This is a genomic window from Methanocella arvoryzae MRE50 (assembly GCF_000063445.1).
In the GTDB taxonomy this organism is placed as follows: Archaea; Halobacteriota; Methanocellia; order Methanocellales; family Methanocellaceae; genus Methanocella_A; species Methanocella_A arvoryzae.
Genome location: NC_009464.1, coordinates 3,007,538 through 3,024,260, shown reverse-complemented (window position 1 = coordinate 3,024,260; position 16,723 = coordinate 3,007,538). Strand labels below are relative to the sequence as shown.

Sequence of the window (16,723 nt, the reverse complement as noted above, 5' to 3'; positions counted from 1 at the left end):
TGTATACAGTATAATTTGAGGCCTAAAATGACCTCAAGGGGTAAGAAAATGAACGTCTCAGAGATTACATCAGATCGGTTCGAGAGCGTCGACATCAAGGCAACATTGCAGGAAGTGCTGCCCCTGTTCAGGAAGCCGCACAAGCCGGCTGTACTCGTCTTCAACGGCAAGGAGTACGCGGGCATGCTGACCGAGAAGTCGATCGTAAGCTCCATCAGGAACTTAAAGACGGGAATTAACGGTATGGTCAGGAAGACACCGAAGATTACCCCGAACACCACTATTTACGAAGCCGCCAGGCTCATGGTTGAGAACCAGCTCCGCCAGCTGCCGGTCTTCGACAGGGCAAAGGTGATAGGCGTAGTATCCTCAGAGAGCCTTATCCAGAGGGCTGCAGAGACAGAGTTTGGCAGCAAAGCAGTCTCGACAATTATGAGCGGTGACGTAATATCCCTCGACGCAGACGACCGTGTCGGCAAGCTGATCAACGTGCTCAGAGAAGAAGGGATCTCGAGAGTGCCAGTCATGTCCATGGGAAAGCTGGTAGGCATCGCCACCATGCACGACCTCCTGCAGCTGATCGTTCCCAACAAGTCGGAGCACGGCGAAGGAAGCCTGGGCACCAGACACACTCCGCTTCGTGAGATCAAGCTAAGGGACATAATGACAGAAAGTGTCGTCACCGTAAAGCCGGATGCACCCATCAGCTCAGCAGCCGAGCTAATGATCAGAAGGGACATCCAGGGCCTGATAGTGTACGATGGCACGAAAGTCAACGGCATCATGACCAACACAGACATCCTCATGGCGCTGGCAGCGGTCGAGAAGAACGAAGTCGACCCCACCGCAGGCTTTACCATGCAGATGACGCACGGCAACCTGGTCGACTACGACCCGGCATACGTGACCACTTCAGTCCAGAACTTCATCAAAAAGTTCGAGAAGTTCCTGGTCGGAGGTAACGTCAACGTATACTTCAAGCAGCACAAGGAGACCTTCAGAGGCACTCCGCTAATTCTGTGCAGGGTCAGGCTCAAGACCGACCACAACTTCTACAGCGCCAGAGGCGAAGGCTGGGGTGCAGACGGCGCCTTCCACATCGCCATGAGCGCTCTGGAGCGCCAGGTGCTCAACGACAAGGAGATCAGAGAAGACAAGCGCTACGAAACTTCGGACATCGTAGAGAAACTTGATATTCTCTAAAGGTGATCTGGCTCAGGATATAAAGATGCATGACCTTGAGGATGCCACCTGGCAGGAATTCGAGGAATATATCCGGGATATCCTGAGCTACCACGACTTCGAGATCCAGTTCCGCAAAGTCTTCAAACACGAGGGGCGGGGCCACCAGATCGACGTCGTGGGAGTCCGAAAAGACCTGTGCCTGTGCATCGACGGCAAAAAGTACGGCCGCGGCAGACACAGGGCTTCTTCTTTAAAAGCCCAGGCGGCGAAGCATTACGAGAGATGCCTCGTCCACGAGGAAAAGTACGGCATCAAATCCATACCCCTGATAGTCTCATGGCTCGACGACAACATGGTCGTCGAAAACGGGTGCATCTTCGTGCCGATCCACATGCTCAACGATTTCTTATTAAATTTAGACGCGGTGCTCGAAGAACTGTCATTCTAAAAGAACTATAGGGCCTATTAAGTGACGGCTCACCACAGAGGCACAGAGAAACACAGAGACGCACAGAGGCTTACATTATAAATGGTTATCAGTATATTATTCAACATAAAAATCTCTGTGCGCCTCTGTGCCTCCGTGGTAACCAGTACTCTGTGAACCTCTGTGCCTCTGTGCCTCCGTGGTAAACCGTTCTCCCTGCGTCTCTGTAATTATTTATTCTTGAGCGGTCAGAGTAAAAAATGAGGTAGAGCCTCAGCTCTTAATGCACCAGCATAACCATGATCTTGAAGGGCGCCAGCCCGCCCACGCGGAGCATGCTGAGGTTGGATTCCCGGGGCAGGCCTGCGGCGACGCGGAGGAAGATGCGCCGGGCCAGGACGTCGCCGGTGGCGGCGTCTATGAAGACGAAGCCGGACTTCACCTGGGGGCTGTCGATCTTGCTCATGGTCATGGCGTAGACTGACTCGGCCTCGGAGAGGTGGGTCGCTGCGAAACCGGCGGTGCCGGCGGAGGTGATTTCCCGGAACGGGGATACCGGCAGGTCGCCGGAGTCGATGGCAGCGGTCAGGAAGGTCAGCGTATGTGCTGCGAAGTTGAAAGCGATGTGGAGCGCCCGCTCTTCGTCGCCGTCGCCCCGCTTCTCCAGCACCCATGCTGCGTCGACGATGGCCATGCCGCCGAAGCCGGGCGCCACATCCGCCTCTGCCAGGCTGCTGCCAGTTTTATTAATGGCGAACCCGTAGACGTACGCGCCTTCAGTCGAAGCCCTGGAGGCCACGTCCCGGGCGTATGCCAGGGAGTCGCCCTCCGACGGGTCGAAGACGACGAAGACGACCTCAAAAGAGCCGATATCCGCTTTTAATTTCTCGCCAGGCCTGGCGAGGACTTGCTGATCGGCGGCCGACATCTCAAGCGATCCCGAATTGTCATCGATGGCGACTAACTTAGCTCTGGCCTGAGACTGGCGCAGCAGGCTCAGCAGGAAGCAGCCGGTAGTGCCGCATCCGACGATCGCCGAGTATAAAGGTGCAGTTGAATCCATGGTAATCACTATATGAAAGTAAGTTTGTGATCTTATCGCTCTTCGGGCGCAAATACATGTCGACAGGTAAGCCGGCTGTCAGTCCTGATCAGCTTTTTATATAAATTAATACATAGATAAATGTAATGATTGGTACTTCGACGTTTTACGAGTCAGTCGAAATCCAGCGACAGTTTATCCAGCAGCTGAAAGAGATAGACCAGGATAAGGTTTCCGAGCTGGTCAGCCTTCTCACCGGCTTTTTCCTGGACGGCCCGGATACCAAGCTCATCTACGGCATCGCCGAAGGCCGTAGTGCGCTCGCCCTGTACGACTTTCTCCAGCAGTCGTCGAAATACGAAAACATCACACCCCTGACGCTGGACGATCCCATCAGGCGGTACATCGACCCGGAAAAGAACAACCTGATCATAGCGGCGACAGGCTCCGGGGAGACTAAAAGCGTCATCAGGTACCTGGAGGACGCTTTTCGCATGGAAGTCCCAGTCGTGCTGATCACCTCGAACGTGAAGTCCAGAGCATACGAGATGGTTTCGAAATATGACAACGGCTACCCGTTTATCATAGAGCCGCTGAAGGGCCTCGACAGAAAAAGCCTCGCGGCCCTGGGCTCTGAGTTCGAGCTGAAGCTGGTCGTCTTCCTCAACGCGCTGGTGCCGGAGCTCTACCATCACGACAGGGGGGATATCCAGCGCTATTACAAGCAGATCGATCACTTCGCCAGCAACGCCGCGCTGCTGAAGAACATTGAGGCCGGCCATCTCGGGGACTGGATAGAGCGGCTCCTGAACCGCAGGGGGAACTACATCGTCGATGGCGTGGGCCGATCGGGCTTCGTGGCAAAAGCGTTCGGCATGCGGCTGACTCACCTGGGCAGAAATGTCTTCATGAGAGACGGGCCCACCACCCCCGCTTTCCTGAGAGGGGATGCGTACATACCCATCAGCGGCAGCGGCAATACCAGGGAGATCATCGAAGGCGTGGTCAAAGCCAAGCTGCACGGCGCCGACGTCTTCCCGATCATGATCAACATCGATTCCAGGCTCTCCAGCCTCATGGATTCATGGGGCTATTCCAAGAACGCCATGTACATACCTGTTTCGCTGGAGGATATCAGCCTCTACTGGGAGCAGGACATGAGCAAGATCATGGCCACCAAGTCAGTCCAGACCCGACCCTCCATATCAGAAATAAACAGCTACGTGTTCACCAACGCAATTGTCGCCCAGGCCATGGAAATGCTCGGCGTCAGCGAGCAGTATCTTAAGCGTATCCATGTCTAAGCGCGGGCAAAGATATATGGATATTCACTCACAGCTCGGCCTGATCTCCATTTTACTCCCGATGTCCAGCCGGGATACCTCGATCACGTTATGGGCCACGTTCCTGACGAACTCCGTCGTCTTTTCATCTCCCCGGAAGTACTCGTGATCAGTTTCAGGCAGATACTGCCTGCCGTGCGTGGAGTAGGCAATACCATATGGCGCCAGGACGAAGCCCAGGTTCTGGAAAACCGTAAAGATGTCGAACGCTGTTTTGTAAGCCCCGTCCTCGTGGCCGTTGACCACGATACCGACAGTACGCCCGGCGAGCGGGATGGAGCCGTCGACCAGGTACATGTTTTCGATGCAGGTGAGCCGGTCCAGGAACTGCTTGAGCGTGACGGACATCCCGTTCCAGTTGATGGGGCTCACGACAACGACGGCTTTTGCTGACAGGATCAGATTATGCAGCCGGTGCATGTCGTCGAAGGCGTTACAACAGGGTAGCCTGCACTTATCCTCCTTCATGCTGTAGCAGCACCAGCAGGGCTCTATCTTGTAGTCGGCGAGATGGATCACCCGGTAAGAGACGCCCTTCTCTTTTGCCGCTTCTGCCACCAGGGAAGCGAAGTAAGCGGAGTTGTGCGCCCGGTGCTTCGAGCCGTTGATGATGAGCAGGTCGGACTGGCCATCGAGCCTGTCTTTCGGGTGCTGGCCTTTGACGTAAAATTCTTCAGATGATGAGCCGCATGACGGGCAAGGGTCAGGAGCGTCGGTGGTCTCGATCTCGTAGCCGCAGACATTACACTTCCAGTGAGGCATAGTATTGATCACTCTACTACGAAGTAAACCGGATACTGTATAACCATTTTGGCACTTCTGCGGTTGCCAGACAGGGCATATTTCAAACTTATAATGTCAAAGTGATAATAAGAAATATTTATACCATACCGATTAATAGTATACCAGTCTACAGGCTGGCAGCAGGCTGACAGCCCAAGTATTGAGGCGGTATTTAATGGCAGAAATAAAAAATCCACTTATAGCCGCGGTACTATCGTTTATTGTGCCGGGGTGGGGACAGGTATACAACGGGCAGGGGTACCTCAAGGGACTCATGTTCATGATCGGCGAACTGATAGGCTTACTATTCTTCATCGTGCCCGGCCTGATCGTCTGGGTATACGGTATTTACAGTGCCTATAAAGTGGCCGACAACATCAATAAGGGGCTCATGCCCGCGGGCAAGGAAGTAACCATAGTCAACCACGTCATCTACCTGGCCATTTTCCTCGTCGTCTTGTTCGCCTTTGCCATGGTACTGGCGATCATCGCGTCGATAGTCGTAGCGTTTTTCACGATTGGCTCTACGACAGTAACGACTGGGCCTGAAATAGTCCCGTCTGAAATCTTCCCGTAATAAAAGTGTTAAGGGCGGACATCGTCCGCCGCTTTTAATTTCTACCTGCGCCTGACGTAGTGTCGCATGGCGCGTATCGGCTTACAGGGCAGTCGCAGGCGAGAAAATATATAATGTCGCTCACCAACTTTTTTGCTACGAGTCGCCTGGCGATCGCTGGGGGGCAGAAGAAATACTATCGCAGGGGGGAGCAGAGCTGAAAGAATTTATAAAAAACATTATTGCCAGCATGACGCTCGAGGAAAAAGCGTCGCTGTGCTCTGGTCTGGACATGTTCCGCCTGAAAGGTATCGCCCGGCTCGGCATACCCTCAATCCTGCTGAGCGACGGCCCTCATGGCTTGCGAAAGCCGGTTTTTGATCCGGATCACTTAGGGATAGGGCAGAGTATTCCGTCGACCTGTTTTCCCACTGCTTCGGCGATGGCGAGCTCGTGGGACCGGAACCTGCTATACGAGATCGGGTATGCGCTGGGAGAGGAGTGCCTGCACGAGGACGTGGCGGTCATTCTGGGGCCGGGCGCCAACATCAAGAGGTCTCCGCTCTGCGGCAGGAACTTCGAGTACTTCTCCGAAGACCCGTATTTGACCGGGGAGCTGGCTGCCAGTATGATAGAGGGCATCCAGGCTACTGGCGTGGGCGCTTCACTGAAGCATTTTGCAGTCAATAACCAGGAATACCGGCGCATGACGATCGATGCGATTGTCGATGAGCGGACGCTGCGGGAGATATACCTCGCCGGGTTCGAGATGGCCGTAAAGCAGTCCAGGCCACGGACAGTCATGTGCTCGTACAATAAAGTCAACGGAGTCTACGCCAGCGAGCACGAACGGCTGCTGACGGATATCCTCCGGAAAGAATGGGGCTATGAAGGCCTCGTGATGACTGACTGGGGAGCCTGCGACGACCGGGTCGCAGGCCTCAAAGCCGGGCAGGACCTGGAGATGCCGTCGAGCTTCGGGGTCAACGACGCCAAGATCGTCAAAGCCGTGAGGGATGGTACGCTGAGCGAGGCGGTGCTGGACGAGGCGGTGGAGCGGGTGCTGGAGCTCGTCTACGATGCGGTAGAAAACCGGCTGCCGGACTACTGCTACGAGAAGAGAACGCACCACGTGATGGCCCGCCAGGCAGCGGCGGAGTCCATGGTGCTGCTCAAAAACGACGGGATACTTCCCTTGAAAAAGGGAATGAAGATCGCCGTCATCGGAGCCTTCGCCATTCATCCCAGGTACCAGGGTAACGGCAGCTCCCAGGTTAATCCCTGCAGGCTGGAAAAGGCTTACTGCGAACTCTGCACTTATACGTCGGAGATCACCTTCGCCAGGGGCTATGATCTACGATCGGACGTGCCCGACGAGAGACTTATAACCGAAGCCTGTAATATCGCCCGCGGCGCCGAAGTGGCGATCATATTCGCCGGGCTGCCGGACAGCTACGAGACAGAGGGCATGGACCGGGAACACATGAGGATGCCGGAAAGCCACAATGAGCTGATACGCAGGGTCGCTGAAGCTAATCCCGGCACGGTCGTAGTCCTGGCGAACGGCGCCCCGGTCGAGATGCCCTGGCTGGGCAATGTTAAGGCGGTCCTGGAAGGTTATCTGGGCGGAGAGGCAGCCGGAGGCGCCGCAGCTGACCTACTGTTCGGGATGGTCAACCCTTCCGGCAAGCTGGCGGAAACGTTCGCCCTGCAACTTGATGACTATCCCTCGGCAAACTATTTCCCCTCCGGCCCCCGGACCGTGGAATACAGGGAAGGCTTGTACGTGGGATACAGGTACTTTGACACCGCGAAGAAGGCAGTGCTGTTCCCCTTCGGCCACGGGCTGAGCTACACGTCTTTCGAATATTCAGACATGGAAGTCAGCGCCAGCCAGATAAAAGACGATGAAGAGCTGAAAGTAGGCGTGCTGGTGAAAAATACCGGGGATGTGGCAGGAGCAGAAGTTATCCAGCTCTACGTCCGGGACGTGGAGTCCACCATCTTCAGGCCCGAAAAAGAGCTGAAGGGCTTCGATAAAGTCTTCCTGCAGCCCGGGGAGATGACAAGAGTGGAGTTCACGCTGGACAGGCGATCATTTGCCTACTACAACGTGGAGACCGCCGACTGGCACGTGGAGAGCGGGGATTTCGAGATCCTGATCGGCTCCTCAAGTGCAGACATAAGAGCGAGAGAGACCATATGGGTCGAGTCGACCAGGCCTGGCGTCTCAGTTCCGGACCTGAGGAGCACGGCTGGCATATACTACAACCTGCCCCCAGGCAATCTGGTCGTCGACGACGAGTCCTTCAAGGCTATTTACGGTGAAACTCTTCCATCCAACATTGTGCTGGAAGGAGAGCCTTATACGATCAACTCCACTCTTGGCGAAGTAAAGGAGACATTCTTCGGGCGGATATTCTTCGAACTCGTCCACAACAGCGCCCGCAACACCCTGCCCGAAGCGGAGGACGGTGAGATGCAGAAGATCATGACCGAGAAGATGCTCGAAGACCTGCCCCTCCGCAACGTCCTCACCTTCAGCGAGGGCAAGATCAACGAGCAGATGCTGGAAGGTTTACTTTTACTGATCAACCGCAAGCCAGCCCAGGGGCTGGTGCGGCTGAGTACGGCATTACTGAAAATCGGCTGACTGCAAAGCCAAGAGAGTCCGCTGCAACTATTCACCACAGAGGCACAGAGACTCACAGAGGTTCACAGAGCGACTGGTTACCACAGAGGCACAGAGATACACAGAGACGCACAGAGGCTTACCTATTAAGGGATTATTATCACCATATTTATCGAAAAATCTCTGTGAGTCTCTGTGCCCTCTGTGCCTCTGTGGTGAACCGTTCTCTGTGAGTCTCTGTGCAGCTCTGTGACCTCTGTGGTGAGTAATCGGCACAAGCCCAGGGTGTCGGGTAGTGATATGATAGATTCATAGTAAGTTCTTTGCAATAGCGAACTCGCTGCTCACAACGCCCTGCAGCTCTTTAACAATGCGCAGCGATTCCTTGAGCCCGTCCCGGTCTTTTTTCGACAGCAGGTAAGGCTGGACGTACTCGTTGCTGACGATGCCCTTTTTGATATTGTGGACGTAGCCGAGCATCATCACTCTCGTCAGCTGATCGTAGGCGAACATGAAACGCTTGAACTGGGTGGCGTCGATGACGCCGAGGTCTTCGAGTTTCCACAGGCGGTCGGATACGTTGGTGCGGGTGATGGCGTGGCGTGCGGCGAGGGCTTTGACGGACGCGCTGAAGATGCGGAAGCCGTACTTTTTAATGTTGAACGCGTCTTCGGCGTCACCGAAGTACTCGATCTTGAGGGAGTCGCCCTCCAGGCCGACGTCCGCCTTTACTGCCGATATGGCCAGCTCGAGGGAGTAATATGGATCCATGTGGAGCTTGTTATGAAGTGTCTTCATGAACCGGTGAGAGAGCGGCCTGTCACCGTAGATGTACCGGGAGTCCATGATCACGGATCGCTCGTAGCTGTTGTCCAGGCGGGAGATCAGCTCGGCGATCGTGCCTCTCCACTTGGGATTGCTGGCCATCATGTTGCCCCTGCACCGGTCGAAGCCGCCGGCAGCCAGTTGCTCTACCAGGGCTTCGGAGAACTTTTTAAAGTATTCCCTGCCGGCCTCGTCTACGTCGTCGTCCAGGACGAGGATGGTGTCCTGGTCGGACTCTACGGACATCTCGCTCCGGCCGAAGCTGCCTGTGGCCAGTAAGGCATACTTAAACCTGGGGTAGCCGGCTTTGTCTGCCATAGAAGCCTGCACGATCTCCGCCATCCGGCAGACCATGGCATCCCGGCAGGAAGAGACGATGTGGTTGATCGTGCTGCCGGTACCGCCGGTCTGCAGTGCGCTTTCGGATAGCTCGATCATGTCGCTGTTGATGTGGAGCAGGTCCTTAGAGGTCTTCGCCTCCCGGATACGGGCGAGCAGCAGGTTCAGGCGATAGTAGGGCCCGGTTTCCGCCGACAGGCTTTGCAGGTATTTCACGCTTCTGAGGCCTTCCTCGAAGGTCCGCTGCTCCAGTACCAACGGGCAGTCCCAGGCGTTGACCGTCTCGTAAACCCGGTTCCAGTTGACTTTGCCTTCGCCGATCGGCAGGTGCTCGTCAGTGTACCCGAAGTTGTCGTGGGCGTGGACTTCGAGGATGTACTCCTTTCGGGAGAGGTAGTCTTCGATGTTGCCGGTAAGCTGCGCGTGGCCCACGTCGAAGGTGATCCCGAGGTTGCCCCGGTCGACGCCCTTGAGGATCGCTTCCATTTCCCGGAATGTCTTGCCCACCATGTGACGTTCGTTCATCGCATTTTCGACGCCGACCATGATGTCGTTCTGCCCGGCCCGATCGCAGATCTTCGCGAGGCTCAGGATGTTGTTCTCTATTGCCCGGTCCAGGCTGCCGCTGCCGAACTGGGCGTAGCCGGTGTGAAGGGTGACGATGTCGATATAGTCGGACAGGTCGTCGATGATGCTGACGAGCAAATCAGTGCTGCTCTCCCGGACGTACTGGTAGATGCTCGCGATGTTGAGGTTCTTGTACGGCAGGTGAGCGGTCAGGTAGAGGTTGGTCGTGGCCGACACCTCGTCGATCATGTTGAGCGTCTGCTCGTCCAGCGATTCCCTCTCGGGGAAAAAAAGTTCCACGCAGGTGAAGCCGTGACCCTCCATAGACTGTATAGAGCGCACGTCGCTCTCGGACTGTAGCTTATGAGAAAAGGACAGCTTCAAGGGAAAAGGTCACCCGTTAGACTTAGTAATATGATGTGACGGACATAAATCTTTTTGCATCAAACGCCCGGGTCCGTCAGCGGTTATAGTATGTATGCCTGGTATGTATGCTTGAGCCCGGCAATAAGAAAATGGGAGAAGGCGCTTACAGCCTTCTCAGACCGTACCACTTGCCGCAGATGAGCAGCCCGCCGAGCACTAACGCTATGATCAGGGCTGTTGGCTTGAGGTCCTCCGGCGGCACCGGCTGATCTGCAACCAGTATCAGCGGGGAGTAGTCGAGGTAGTTGCGGGACGGGTTGACCTTGATGCTGGCGGGCAACGATTTCATGGTGCCGTTGTCGCCCTTATGGACAGCATACACAGTATATTCGCCGACCGGGACCTGGGATACGAATGCCGTGCCCTTTCCCGAGCGGTAGGTTTCGATGGTCAGGTGGCGGTCTTCGCCGGAAAGGTAGACTTCGCCGCTCACAGTCTTACCCGTACTGTCAGTGATAATGCCCCATACGTACCCGGTTTCAGACTCCGGGTAGTCGTATAAAGTCGTATCGGGGGCGTTGATTTTGACGAGTCCCGTGTCGGTCGGATACCATAGCACGTTTTGCAGATTAGTGTGGTAAACCTTTCCGTCTGCCCGGTAAAACACCTGGACTTTGCAGCCGGGTGATGCAGCCGAAGCGTTGTCAAAGCGGAAGTTACCGTTTTCATCGGTAGTGGTCACGCCGATTTCCTTGTAGATGCCATCGTAGAGGTGGACCTCTGCGCCGGGGAGCGGCTTTCCGTTAACGTCGACGGCGCGGCCTTCGACGGTGAAAATCTGTACAGGCCGGGTGCTCTCGGGCAGCGGGGGATAGCTGGCCAGACTGGTTTCCTCGGCGCTGATCTTCACGCCGGCAGGCGTACTGGCATACCAGGTGGCAGGCGTTTTGGTGAGATTATACATCTTCCCGTCCTGGACGTAGGATACTATCACCTTGACGTAGCCGGTACCTCGATCGTCAGCGTTGCTGAAGAGGAAATTGCCGTCGCTATCGCTGATCGTGCGGGCGATCTCCAGGTAAGAGGCATCCACCAGCGACACGGTCGCGTTGGGCAAAGGTGCTCCCGTAGCGTCCGTAACCTGTCCGCTGACAGATTTGATGTTCTGAGATTCCGCCAGCGATGGGCTGGCGAGCATGGCGATGATAGTGAGCACTATAATCGAGCATACGAATAATACCCTGGCCCTCATGAAATCACAAGATTATAAAAAACTTCAGTATATATAGACCTTCTCTCACAATCAGTTAATCATAGCCAGCTAATCGACCCGTATGGGCATATACAGGAAGGTATTTATCGGCACACCCTGTTATCATAATTGACCGCCATGGAAGAGAAGTACGATCCGGATACTATCGCAAAAATCGAGCTGATCAACAGGAAAGTAGACGAGATCAACCAGCGGCGCATGAACATTCATACTACGCGGGTGGAGGATGAGCTGGACTGCGAGGAGCTCGAGGCATATATTAAAAGCCTGAACCTGACCGAAGAGCAGCGCAGGATCATCGACCAACATAACAGGAACTCGAATAAGCCCGCCATGAGCAAGGGTATGCTTTACTTTATTATCATGGCAGCAGGAGTGATCCTGCAGTTCTATGTGGGCTATGAAATTTACAACCTCACTTCAAAAGGCACGCTGGAAACGCTGGAGATGGCATACCTGGCCCTCCTGATCGGCTTCTTCGCATTCAACGGCTTTCAGTTGCTCCGGTACCTGCGGATCGTGCGCTGATGCGGACCGTGAGACGGTCCGGGCGAGACGGATATTGTCGGGATAACGATAAATATTTAATTATGGTCCGACAACTTTTCCTAAACTGCTACACCTTAATGTGGCACAGGTGAACCGCATGGATGATGCTATCGCGCCCATCGCAGAGGAGCTAAGCCGGGCGCTTGGAGTAGACCGGGAAACCCTTCAGCGTGAGCTCACGCTCCTTATAATAGAGTACAAAGTCCCCCCGGAGGAGGCTAAGCGGTCGCTGCTCAAGAAGCACAGGCGATCGATCATAGCTGGCAAGGCCAGGCGCGAGGCAGAGGAGACTATCGCACCTTCCGCACTGCGGCAGGTACCGGAAGAACCGCCTAAGCCCCTCAAAGACCTGCGAGTGGGGGATGCCGGCATCACCATCATCGCTAACGTCATCGACCCGGAGTACAGGGAGATCTCCACGCCGAGAGGCCCGGCGACAGTGATCAGCGGCATGCTGGAAGACAGCACTGCCAGACTACACTTTACCGCCTGGGTAGACATCCCGGACATTTTCAACGTCAGGGCCATCGTGGCCAGGGACGTCTACGTCAAGAGCTTCCACGGCATGCCGGGCGTCAACATCAACGAAAAGACCGTGCTGGAAGCCTACGATGGATTAGTCCCGCCATACAGGAGAACCTGCCGCACGCTGAAGGATTTATCCAGCACTGACGGCGCGTCCGATGTCGAAACTGAAGGTGACGTCCTGTCTCTTCGACCCGGCTCAGGGCTCATCGAGCGGTGCCCGACCTGCAGCAGAGTCATGCAGAAAGGCCAGTGCAGAGCCCACGGCAGGATGGAAGGCGTGCCCGACCTGCGAATCAAAGCCGTCATCGATGACGGTACAGGCTCGATGATCTGTGTCCTGGACCGGAAGCTCACGGAAAGCCTGATCGGGATGAGCCTGGAAGAACTGAGGAGTATGCCTGACAGGGCAGCGGGGCTCATCAACACCGGAATCATCGGAAAGCCGCTGGTAGTCAGAGGTAACGTCACCAGTGGAGACTTCGGAAAGATCTTCGTTGCGACAGAAGCCGAATGGCCGGCGGATAACGTGCCGGAGATGGCAAAACAACTGCTGGGGGAGATCAGGTGACAGACAGGGAAACGGCCCGCAGGGTCTTCGCCAGGGAGTTCAACGATGCCAGCCTCCAGTATGGCGAGCACACCGACAGGGCTCCCAATTTCGTCATCACGCCGACGGGCGCCATGTGTAACAGAGTCTTCGCGGTGGGCGTCCTGACTGAAGTGGAGAACATAGGCTCCGCAGGGCAGGTGCTTTACAGAGCGAGGCTGGCCGACCCGACCGGAGCGTTCACCATCTATGCAGGCCAGTACCAGCAGGAAATTGCGACATTCCTCTCTGAAATTGAGACACCGGCATACGTTGCCGTGGCTGGCAAAGCGAGGGTCTTCAGCCCTGAGCCGGGCGCCCACTACACGTCAATCAGGCCTGAGGATGTCAACCTCGTCGACAGCAGCGTCCGGGACAGGTGGACCTATCATACAGCTAAACTGACGCTGGACCGCATCGCAGTCATGGAAAAAGCCCTGGCCAGCGGGCTCCGGGGCGAAGAGCTGGCCTGGCACCTGATCCGCCAGACAGAGGAAGGCTCGGGCGTGTCTAAAGCTATAGACCACTACGGGATGACTAAAAATTCTCTGGAAGCCTACAAGCAGATGGTCACCGACGCCCTTTCTAAGCTGATCGAGCCGGAGCCGGCCGCTACGGAAGATGCGAGCCTGGAAGACATCATTCTACAAATGATAGCCAGGCTGGATGCCGGCGAGGGTGTAAGCTACGAGATACTGCTCGCAGAGATGGAAAATACCGGCATCGACGAGGCAACAATAGAACAGGCGATCGGCGATCTCATGAGCAAAGGCCAGTGCTACGAGCCGAAGATCGGATCGCTGAAGCTTGCCTGACAGCAGCCGAGATTTATCCGCATGCCCTTCAGACTTTTAAAAGCACGACAAAGCTCTTATCTATGTAGCCTTTAACTAGCCTACGGTAAAGGGAGGAATGGTTGTGCCGGTCAAGAAGCACCATTCGACTAAGCATCAGAAAAAAACTTCAGCCCAGACGGTACTCCAGTTCCAGGAACCGGCAATGTCCGATGGCTCAGGTTCTGAGTCACTCGCACACTACGAATTCAAGCTGGAGCCCATCGTGGACAAGAAGACTTATGACAGTTTCCTGAAAGCTATAGCCCTGAGGATCTACTCCGAGTTCGAGAGAACCCTGAAGGGCGAAGGCATCGACAGGCCAGAGCTGAGCCTTGTAGGGCTGGACCTGAAAAAGGCGGCCACCCCGGTAGAGATCAGGATGGCGGAATATGTGGCGCTGAACGCCCGGCTCATCGTGGACAGGGCGTTCGTCGATATCCAGGGCTATGCTCATACATACATGCCCAGGGCATTCCGGGAGATGGAGGCTGACAAGAGCAGCGAAGGGGATATCGTACCCTACGTAGAGTTAAAAATACAGCGGGACCTGGTGATGGAGATCAGGACAATCGCCATGCTCCACATACCGGACGCCGAGCGCTTCAGCTACGTCAGCAAGCTGAAAGAGCTGTAAGTAAGTTCAGTTCACCATCTGCATCGCCCGCGGGAACTTTGTCAGCATAGAGAGCCGGAACATCTGAGGTAGACGCCACCACCCATCTTCGTCTGACTTCAGCCCGCCACCCCCGGTTACCCGGACTTTTAGGTCGAAAGTCTTCTCAGGCGCGGCATTCGTTTCCCACGGCCGCCGGTATACGGCGTTGATATGCTGCGGCCCGATTCCCCTGGCCCGGATGTCCCAGATATGGATACCCCCGGCCCCAACACGCCTTGAGCCGGTATCATCTGCTATATACCGGTCGCTCACGAGGTACAGCCCGTCTGATAGAGAAAGGTCCCAGGAGTAGCCCGTAGTCGGGTTCTCCGGCAGGATCACCCTTAACGCTTCACCTTTTTTAAGAGAGACGGTGGTACCGTCATCGTCGATCCCGTAAGTCCGGTCAGGCAACAGCGCACCGGAGGCAGTCGCTGCCACCACAGCCGCAAAACACAGTCCCGCCACCACCAGAAACATCGTCGAATACCTCATGACAGACATGTAGATTAGTGGAGCGTTAACCGTTCGCGCAATTTGACACGCCGGCGGACGCCCGTTGCCATTAAAATTGCATCAGATACTCTGCATGTGCTCGTAAATGTATTACCGTCAGGAAAATAAAAATACTTACAAGCTTCTTTTTAGCATGGAAGCCATGAAGAAGAGAAAGCTAGAAATGCTCCTGGAGCAGGTGCGAGGGTTCGACCGCCCGGACGTGACGAAGGAGCAGTATGCTACCCCTGCGGTGGTAGCTGCCGACCTTCTGTACTTCGCTTTTATGAACGGCGATCTGGACGGGAGCGTCATCGACCTCGGCTGCGGGACAGGTATACTGGCCATCGGGGCGAGACTACTGAAGGACGACGCCGGGATGGACTCCACGCAAAAGGTTATAGGCATTGACAGTGATATTAGGGCGTTGGAAGTCGCGAAAGCGAATGCAGAATCGCTCGGGACGGACGTGGACTGGGTCCACTGTGACGTCAGGGATGTCAATAATATCCCTGAAATCGCCGTCGTCTTGAACGCAGGCAGCCGTTTTGACACGGTGGTCATGAATCCGCCGTTCGGGGCGCAGGAAAAAGGAAACGACAGGCCCTTTCTGGATAAAGCCCTGGAGATAGGGCGCGTGGTTTACTCGATACACAACGCAGGTTCTGCCAGTTTTATCGAGAGCTACGTCGAGGGCAGAGGAGCCGTGACGAATGTAGTCGAGCTCAAGTTTCCCATGCGACACACCTATAGCTTCCATAAAAAGGAACTGGCGCTCATTGACGTTGAGCTGTACAGGATCGAAGCAGCAGTAGAGAAAGGAGAGAATATCGTTGACTGAGAATGATTTTGTCGTGCCCGGCGATCTGGTAGGCACCTCTGAAGAATACCTGCCAGGCAGCGGAACGTACGAGGAGAACGGAAATATATACGCCGACATCACCGGGAAAATTGCCATCAACAAGAAAGAGAGAGCGGTCTACATAGAACCGGCAGTCCACGCGCCGCCAGTACCCAGGGAAGGCGACATCGTGATCGGCCGGGTAACCGACATCAAGGGTTCGGTAGCCCTCGTGGAGCTTTCGAGGATCAAGGGACACCTGGACCGGGAAATCGCCGGCAACACCTCCGCCGCCATCCACATATCGAACGTGAAGGACTCTTATGTTCAGGATCTGGCCCAGGAGTTCGGGTACCAGGACATCGTCAAGGCCAGGGTTATCGACACCAAGAATATGCGGCTGTCCACGGTGGACAAGAGCCTCGGCGTGCTAACTTCAATGTGCTCCAGGTGCAGGGTTCCGCTCAAGTTCGACAACGGCAAGCTGAAGTGCCCCCACTGCGAGAGGCGGGAAACCAGGAAACTGTCGTCCGACTACGGCAAAGGCATCATATAAGGTGATCATATGGAGATTAAGATTCTCAACAAGACTGACACGGAAATCCAGGTAGAGATCAAGGGCGAATCCCACACGATGATGAACGCCCTCAAGTCCTGTCTGCTCGAAGACAAGGCAGTAAAAGTCGCCACCTACGACATCGAGTTCCCCGGCATCAGCGACCCGGTGCTGTACGTCAGGACAGACAAGAGCGAAGACCCGATCGACGCCATCAAAGTAGCCGCCAAAAAGCTGGCTGACGAGTGCGACGATTTCCTGAAGATATTTGGGAAGAAAGCTAAGGCGTGAGGTTTAAGGCCTTCGGCCTGTGCTTGTGCGCGGTAGCAGAACAAAATC

17 protein-coding genes are annotated in these 16,723 nt (G+C 55.4%); 12 read left to right on the top strand and 5 right to left on the bottom strand.

The genetic code is table 11. From position 1 onward, the window contains the following. Positions 1–48 precede the first annotated feature (48 nt). Both RCI_RS14795 and RCI_RS14790 read left to right on the top strand, forming a co-directional pair. A complete protein-coding gene (locus tag RCI_RS14795) occupies positions 49–1,203 on the top strand; it encodes a CBS domain-containing protein (RefSeq protein ID WP_048199451.1) in 1,155 nt (384 codons plus the stop codon). A 25-nt stretch (positions 1,204–1,228) separates the two neighbouring features. Further along, entirely contained in the window at positions 1,229–1,633 is a 405-nt protein-coding gene (locus tag RCI_RS14790) for a hypothetical protein (protein ID WP_012037253.1), read from the top strand. A 259-nt stretch (positions 1,634–1,892) separates the two neighbouring features. Here the strand turns inward: RCI_RS14790 and RCI_RS14785 are convergent, their stop codons facing one another. Continuing rightward, positions 1,893–2,675 (bottom strand): hypothetical protein, encoded by a 783-nt coding sequence (locus tag RCI_RS14785; RefSeq protein WP_048198748.1) that lies wholly within the window; start codon positions 2,673–2,675, stop codon positions 1,893–1,895. 125 nt (positions 2,676–2,800) lie between these two features. On the opposite strand from RCI_RS14785, the gene RCI_RS14780 reads away from it, so the two are divergent. Next, positions 2,801–3,958 (top strand): sugar phosphate isomerase, encoded by a 1,158-nt coding sequence (locus tag RCI_RS14780; RefSeq protein WP_012037251.1) that lies wholly within the window; start codon positions 2,801–2,803, stop codon positions 3,956–3,958. A 24-nt stretch (positions 3,959–3,982) separates the two neighbouring features. Here the strand turns inward: RCI_RS14780 and RCI_RS14775 are convergent, their stop codons facing one another. Further along, the gene (locus tag RCI_RS14775; protein WP_012037250.1) at positions 3,983–4,771 is read right to left on the bottom strand and encodes an NAD(P)H-dependent oxidoreductase; all 789 of its coding nucleotides are present in this window, start codon (positions 4,769–4,771) and stop codon (positions 3,983–3,985) included. Positions 4,772–4,955: 184 nt separating this feature from the next. On the opposite strand from RCI_RS14775, the gene RCI_RS17285 reads away from it, so the two are divergent. Together RCI_RS17285 and RCI_RS14765 are read left to right on the top strand one after the other, a co-directional pair. Then, on the top strand, positions 4,956–5,357 hold the full coding sequence (locus tag RCI_RS17285) for a hypothetical protein (RefSeq protein ID WP_197535229.1): 402 nt from the start codon (positions 4,956–4,958) through the stop codon (positions 5,355–5,357). Positions 5,358–5,586: 229 nt separating this feature from the next. Then, complete coding sequence (locus RCI_RS14765; RefSeq protein WP_052310007.1) at positions 5,587–7,989, top strand: beta-glucosidase; 2,403 nt, start codon at positions 5,587–5,589, stop codon at positions 7,987–7,989. 288 nt (positions 7,990–8,277) lie between these two features. Here the strand turns inward: RCI_RS14765 and RCI_RS14760 are convergent, their stop codons facing one another. Further along, the gene (locus RCI_RS14760; protein WP_012037247.1) at positions 8,278–10,083 is read right to left on the bottom strand and encodes a TIM barrel protein; all 1,806 of its coding nucleotides are present in this window, start codon (positions 10,081–10,083) and stop codon (positions 8,278–8,280) included. 145 nt (positions 10,084–10,228) lie between these two features. After that, positions 10,229–11,317 carry a carboxypeptidase regulatory-like domain-containing protein gene (locus RCI_RS14755; RefSeq protein WP_012037246.1) on the bottom strand — a complete coding sequence of 363 codons (1,089 nt, stop codon included), beginning with the start codon at positions 11,315–11,317 and terminating at the stop codon, positions 10,229–10,231. Positions 11,318–11,455: 138 nt separating this feature from the next. On the opposite strand from RCI_RS14755, the gene RCI_RS14750 reads away from it, so the two are divergent. The 4 genes from RCI_RS14750 to RCI_RS14735 all read left to right on the top strand — a co-directional run bounded on the left by RCI_RS14750 (position 11,456) and on the right by RCI_RS14735 (position 14,471). Then, positions 11,456–11,866 (top strand): hypothetical protein, encoded by a 411-nt coding sequence (locus RCI_RS14750; protein WP_048199450.1) that lies wholly within the window; start codon positions 11,456–11,458, stop codon positions 11,864–11,866. Positions 11,867–11,984: 118 nt separating this feature from the next. Beyond that, positions 11,985–12,983: a single-stranded DNA-binding protein gene (locus tag RCI_RS14745; RefSeq protein WP_048198742.1), complete on the top strand. Its 999-nt coding sequence runs from the start codon at positions 11,985–11,987 to the stop codon at positions 12,981–12,983. Further along, positions 12,980–13,816 carry an RPA family protein gene (locus RCI_RS14740; protein ID WP_012037243.1) on the top strand — a complete coding sequence of 279 codons (837 nt, stop codon included), beginning with the start codon at positions 12,980–12,982 and terminating at the stop codon, positions 13,814–13,816. The genes RCI_RS14745 and RCI_RS14740 overlap by 4 nt, the downstream gene beginning before the upstream one ends. A 97-nt stretch (positions 13,817–13,913) precedes the next feature. After that, positions 13,914–14,471, top strand: a complete 558-nt coding sequence (locus RCI_RS14735) for a hypothetical protein (RefSeq protein WP_012037242.1) — start codon at positions 13,914–13,916, stop codon at positions 14,469–14,471. A 6-nt stretch (positions 14,472–14,477) separates the two neighbouring features. Here RCI_RS14735 and RCI_RS14730 read toward each other — a convergent pair whose 3' ends face one another. Further along, positions 14,478–14,996: a protease inhibitor I42 family protein gene (locus RCI_RS14730; protein ID WP_012037241.1), complete on the bottom strand. Its 519-nt coding sequence runs from the start codon at positions 14,994–14,996 to the stop codon at positions 14,478–14,480. 154 nt (positions 14,997–15,150) lie between these two features. Between RCI_RS14730 and RCI_RS14725 the strand changes: the two genes are divergently transcribed. Genes RCI_RS14725 through RCI_RS14715 form a run of 3 tightly spaced genes read left to right on the top strand, consistent with a single transcriptional unit; the run spans position 15,151 to position 16,675 of the window. Then, positions 15,151–15,828, top strand: coding sequence for an METTL5 family protein (locus RCI_RS14725; RefSeq protein ID WP_012037240.1), 678 nt, complete (start codon positions 15,151–15,153; stop codon positions 15,826–15,828). After that, positions 15,821–16,384: an exosome complex RNA-binding protein Csl4 gene (locus RCI_RS14720; protein ID WP_012037239.1), complete on the top strand. Its 564-nt coding sequence runs from the start codon at positions 15,821–15,823 to the stop codon at positions 16,382–16,384. The genes RCI_RS14725 and RCI_RS14720 overlap by 8 nt, the downstream gene beginning before the upstream one ends. Before the next feature lie 9 nt (positions 16,385–16,393). Beyond that, on the top strand, positions 16,394–16,675 hold the full coding sequence (locus RCI_RS14715; protein WP_012037238.1) for a DNA-directed RNA polymerase subunit L: 282 nt from the start codon (positions 16,394–16,396) through the stop codon (positions 16,673–16,675). Positions 16,676–16,723 lie beyond the last annotated feature (48 nt).

Bases quoted from the DNA above. Each gene is read 5' to 3' on its own strand.
- RCI_RS14780 (WP_012037251.1), top strand. From the start codon at position 2,801: ATGATTGGTACTTCGACGTTTTACGAGTCAGTCGAAATCCAGCGACAG.
- RCI_RS14785 (WP_048198748.1), bottom strand. From the start codon at position 2,675: ATGGATTCAACTGCACCTTTATACTCGGCGATCGTCGGATGCGGCACT.
- RCI_RS14715 (WP_012037238.1), top strand. From the start codon at position 16,394: ATGGAGATTAAGATTCTCAACAAGACTGACACGGAAATCCAGGTAGAG.
- RCI_RS14745 (WP_048198742.1), top strand. From the start codon at position 11,985: ATGGATGATGCTATCGCGCCCATCGCAGAGGAGCTAAGCCGGGCGCTT.
- RCI_RS14790 (WP_012037253.1), top strand. From the start codon at position 1,229: ATGCATGACCTTGAGGATGCCACCTGGCAGGAATTCGAGGAATATATC.
- RCI_RS17285 (WP_197535229.1), top strand. From the start codon at position 4,956: ATGGCAGAAATAAAAAATCCACTTATAGCCGCGGTACTATCGTTTATT.
- RCI_RS14795 (WP_048199451.1), top strand. From the start codon at position 49: ATGAACGTCTCAGAGATTACATCAGATCGGTTCGAGAGCGTCGACATC.
- RCI_RS14755 (WP_012037246.1), bottom strand. From the start codon at position 11,317: ATGAGGGCCAGGGTATTATTCGTATGCTCGATTATAGTGCTCACTATC.
- RCI_RS14750 (WP_048199450.1), top strand. From the start codon at position 11,456: ATGGAAGAGAAGTACGATCCGGATACTATCGCAAAAATCGAGCTGATC.
- RCI_RS14725 (WP_012037240.1), top strand. From the start codon at position 15,151: ATGAAGAAGAGAAAGCTAGAAATGCTCCTGGAGCAGGTGCGAGGGTTC.
- RCI_RS14730 (WP_012037241.1), bottom strand. From the start codon at position 14,996: ATGTCTGTCATGAGGTATTCGACGATGTTTCTGGTGGTGGCGGGACTG.
- RCI_RS14765 (WP_052310007.1), top strand. From the start codon at position 5,587: ATGACGCTCGAGGAAAAAGCGTCGCTGTGCTCTGGTCTGGACATGTTC.
- RCI_RS14735 (WP_012037242.1), top strand. From the start codon at position 13,914: ATGGTTGTGCCGGTCAAGAAGCACCATTCGACTAAGCATCAGAAAAAA.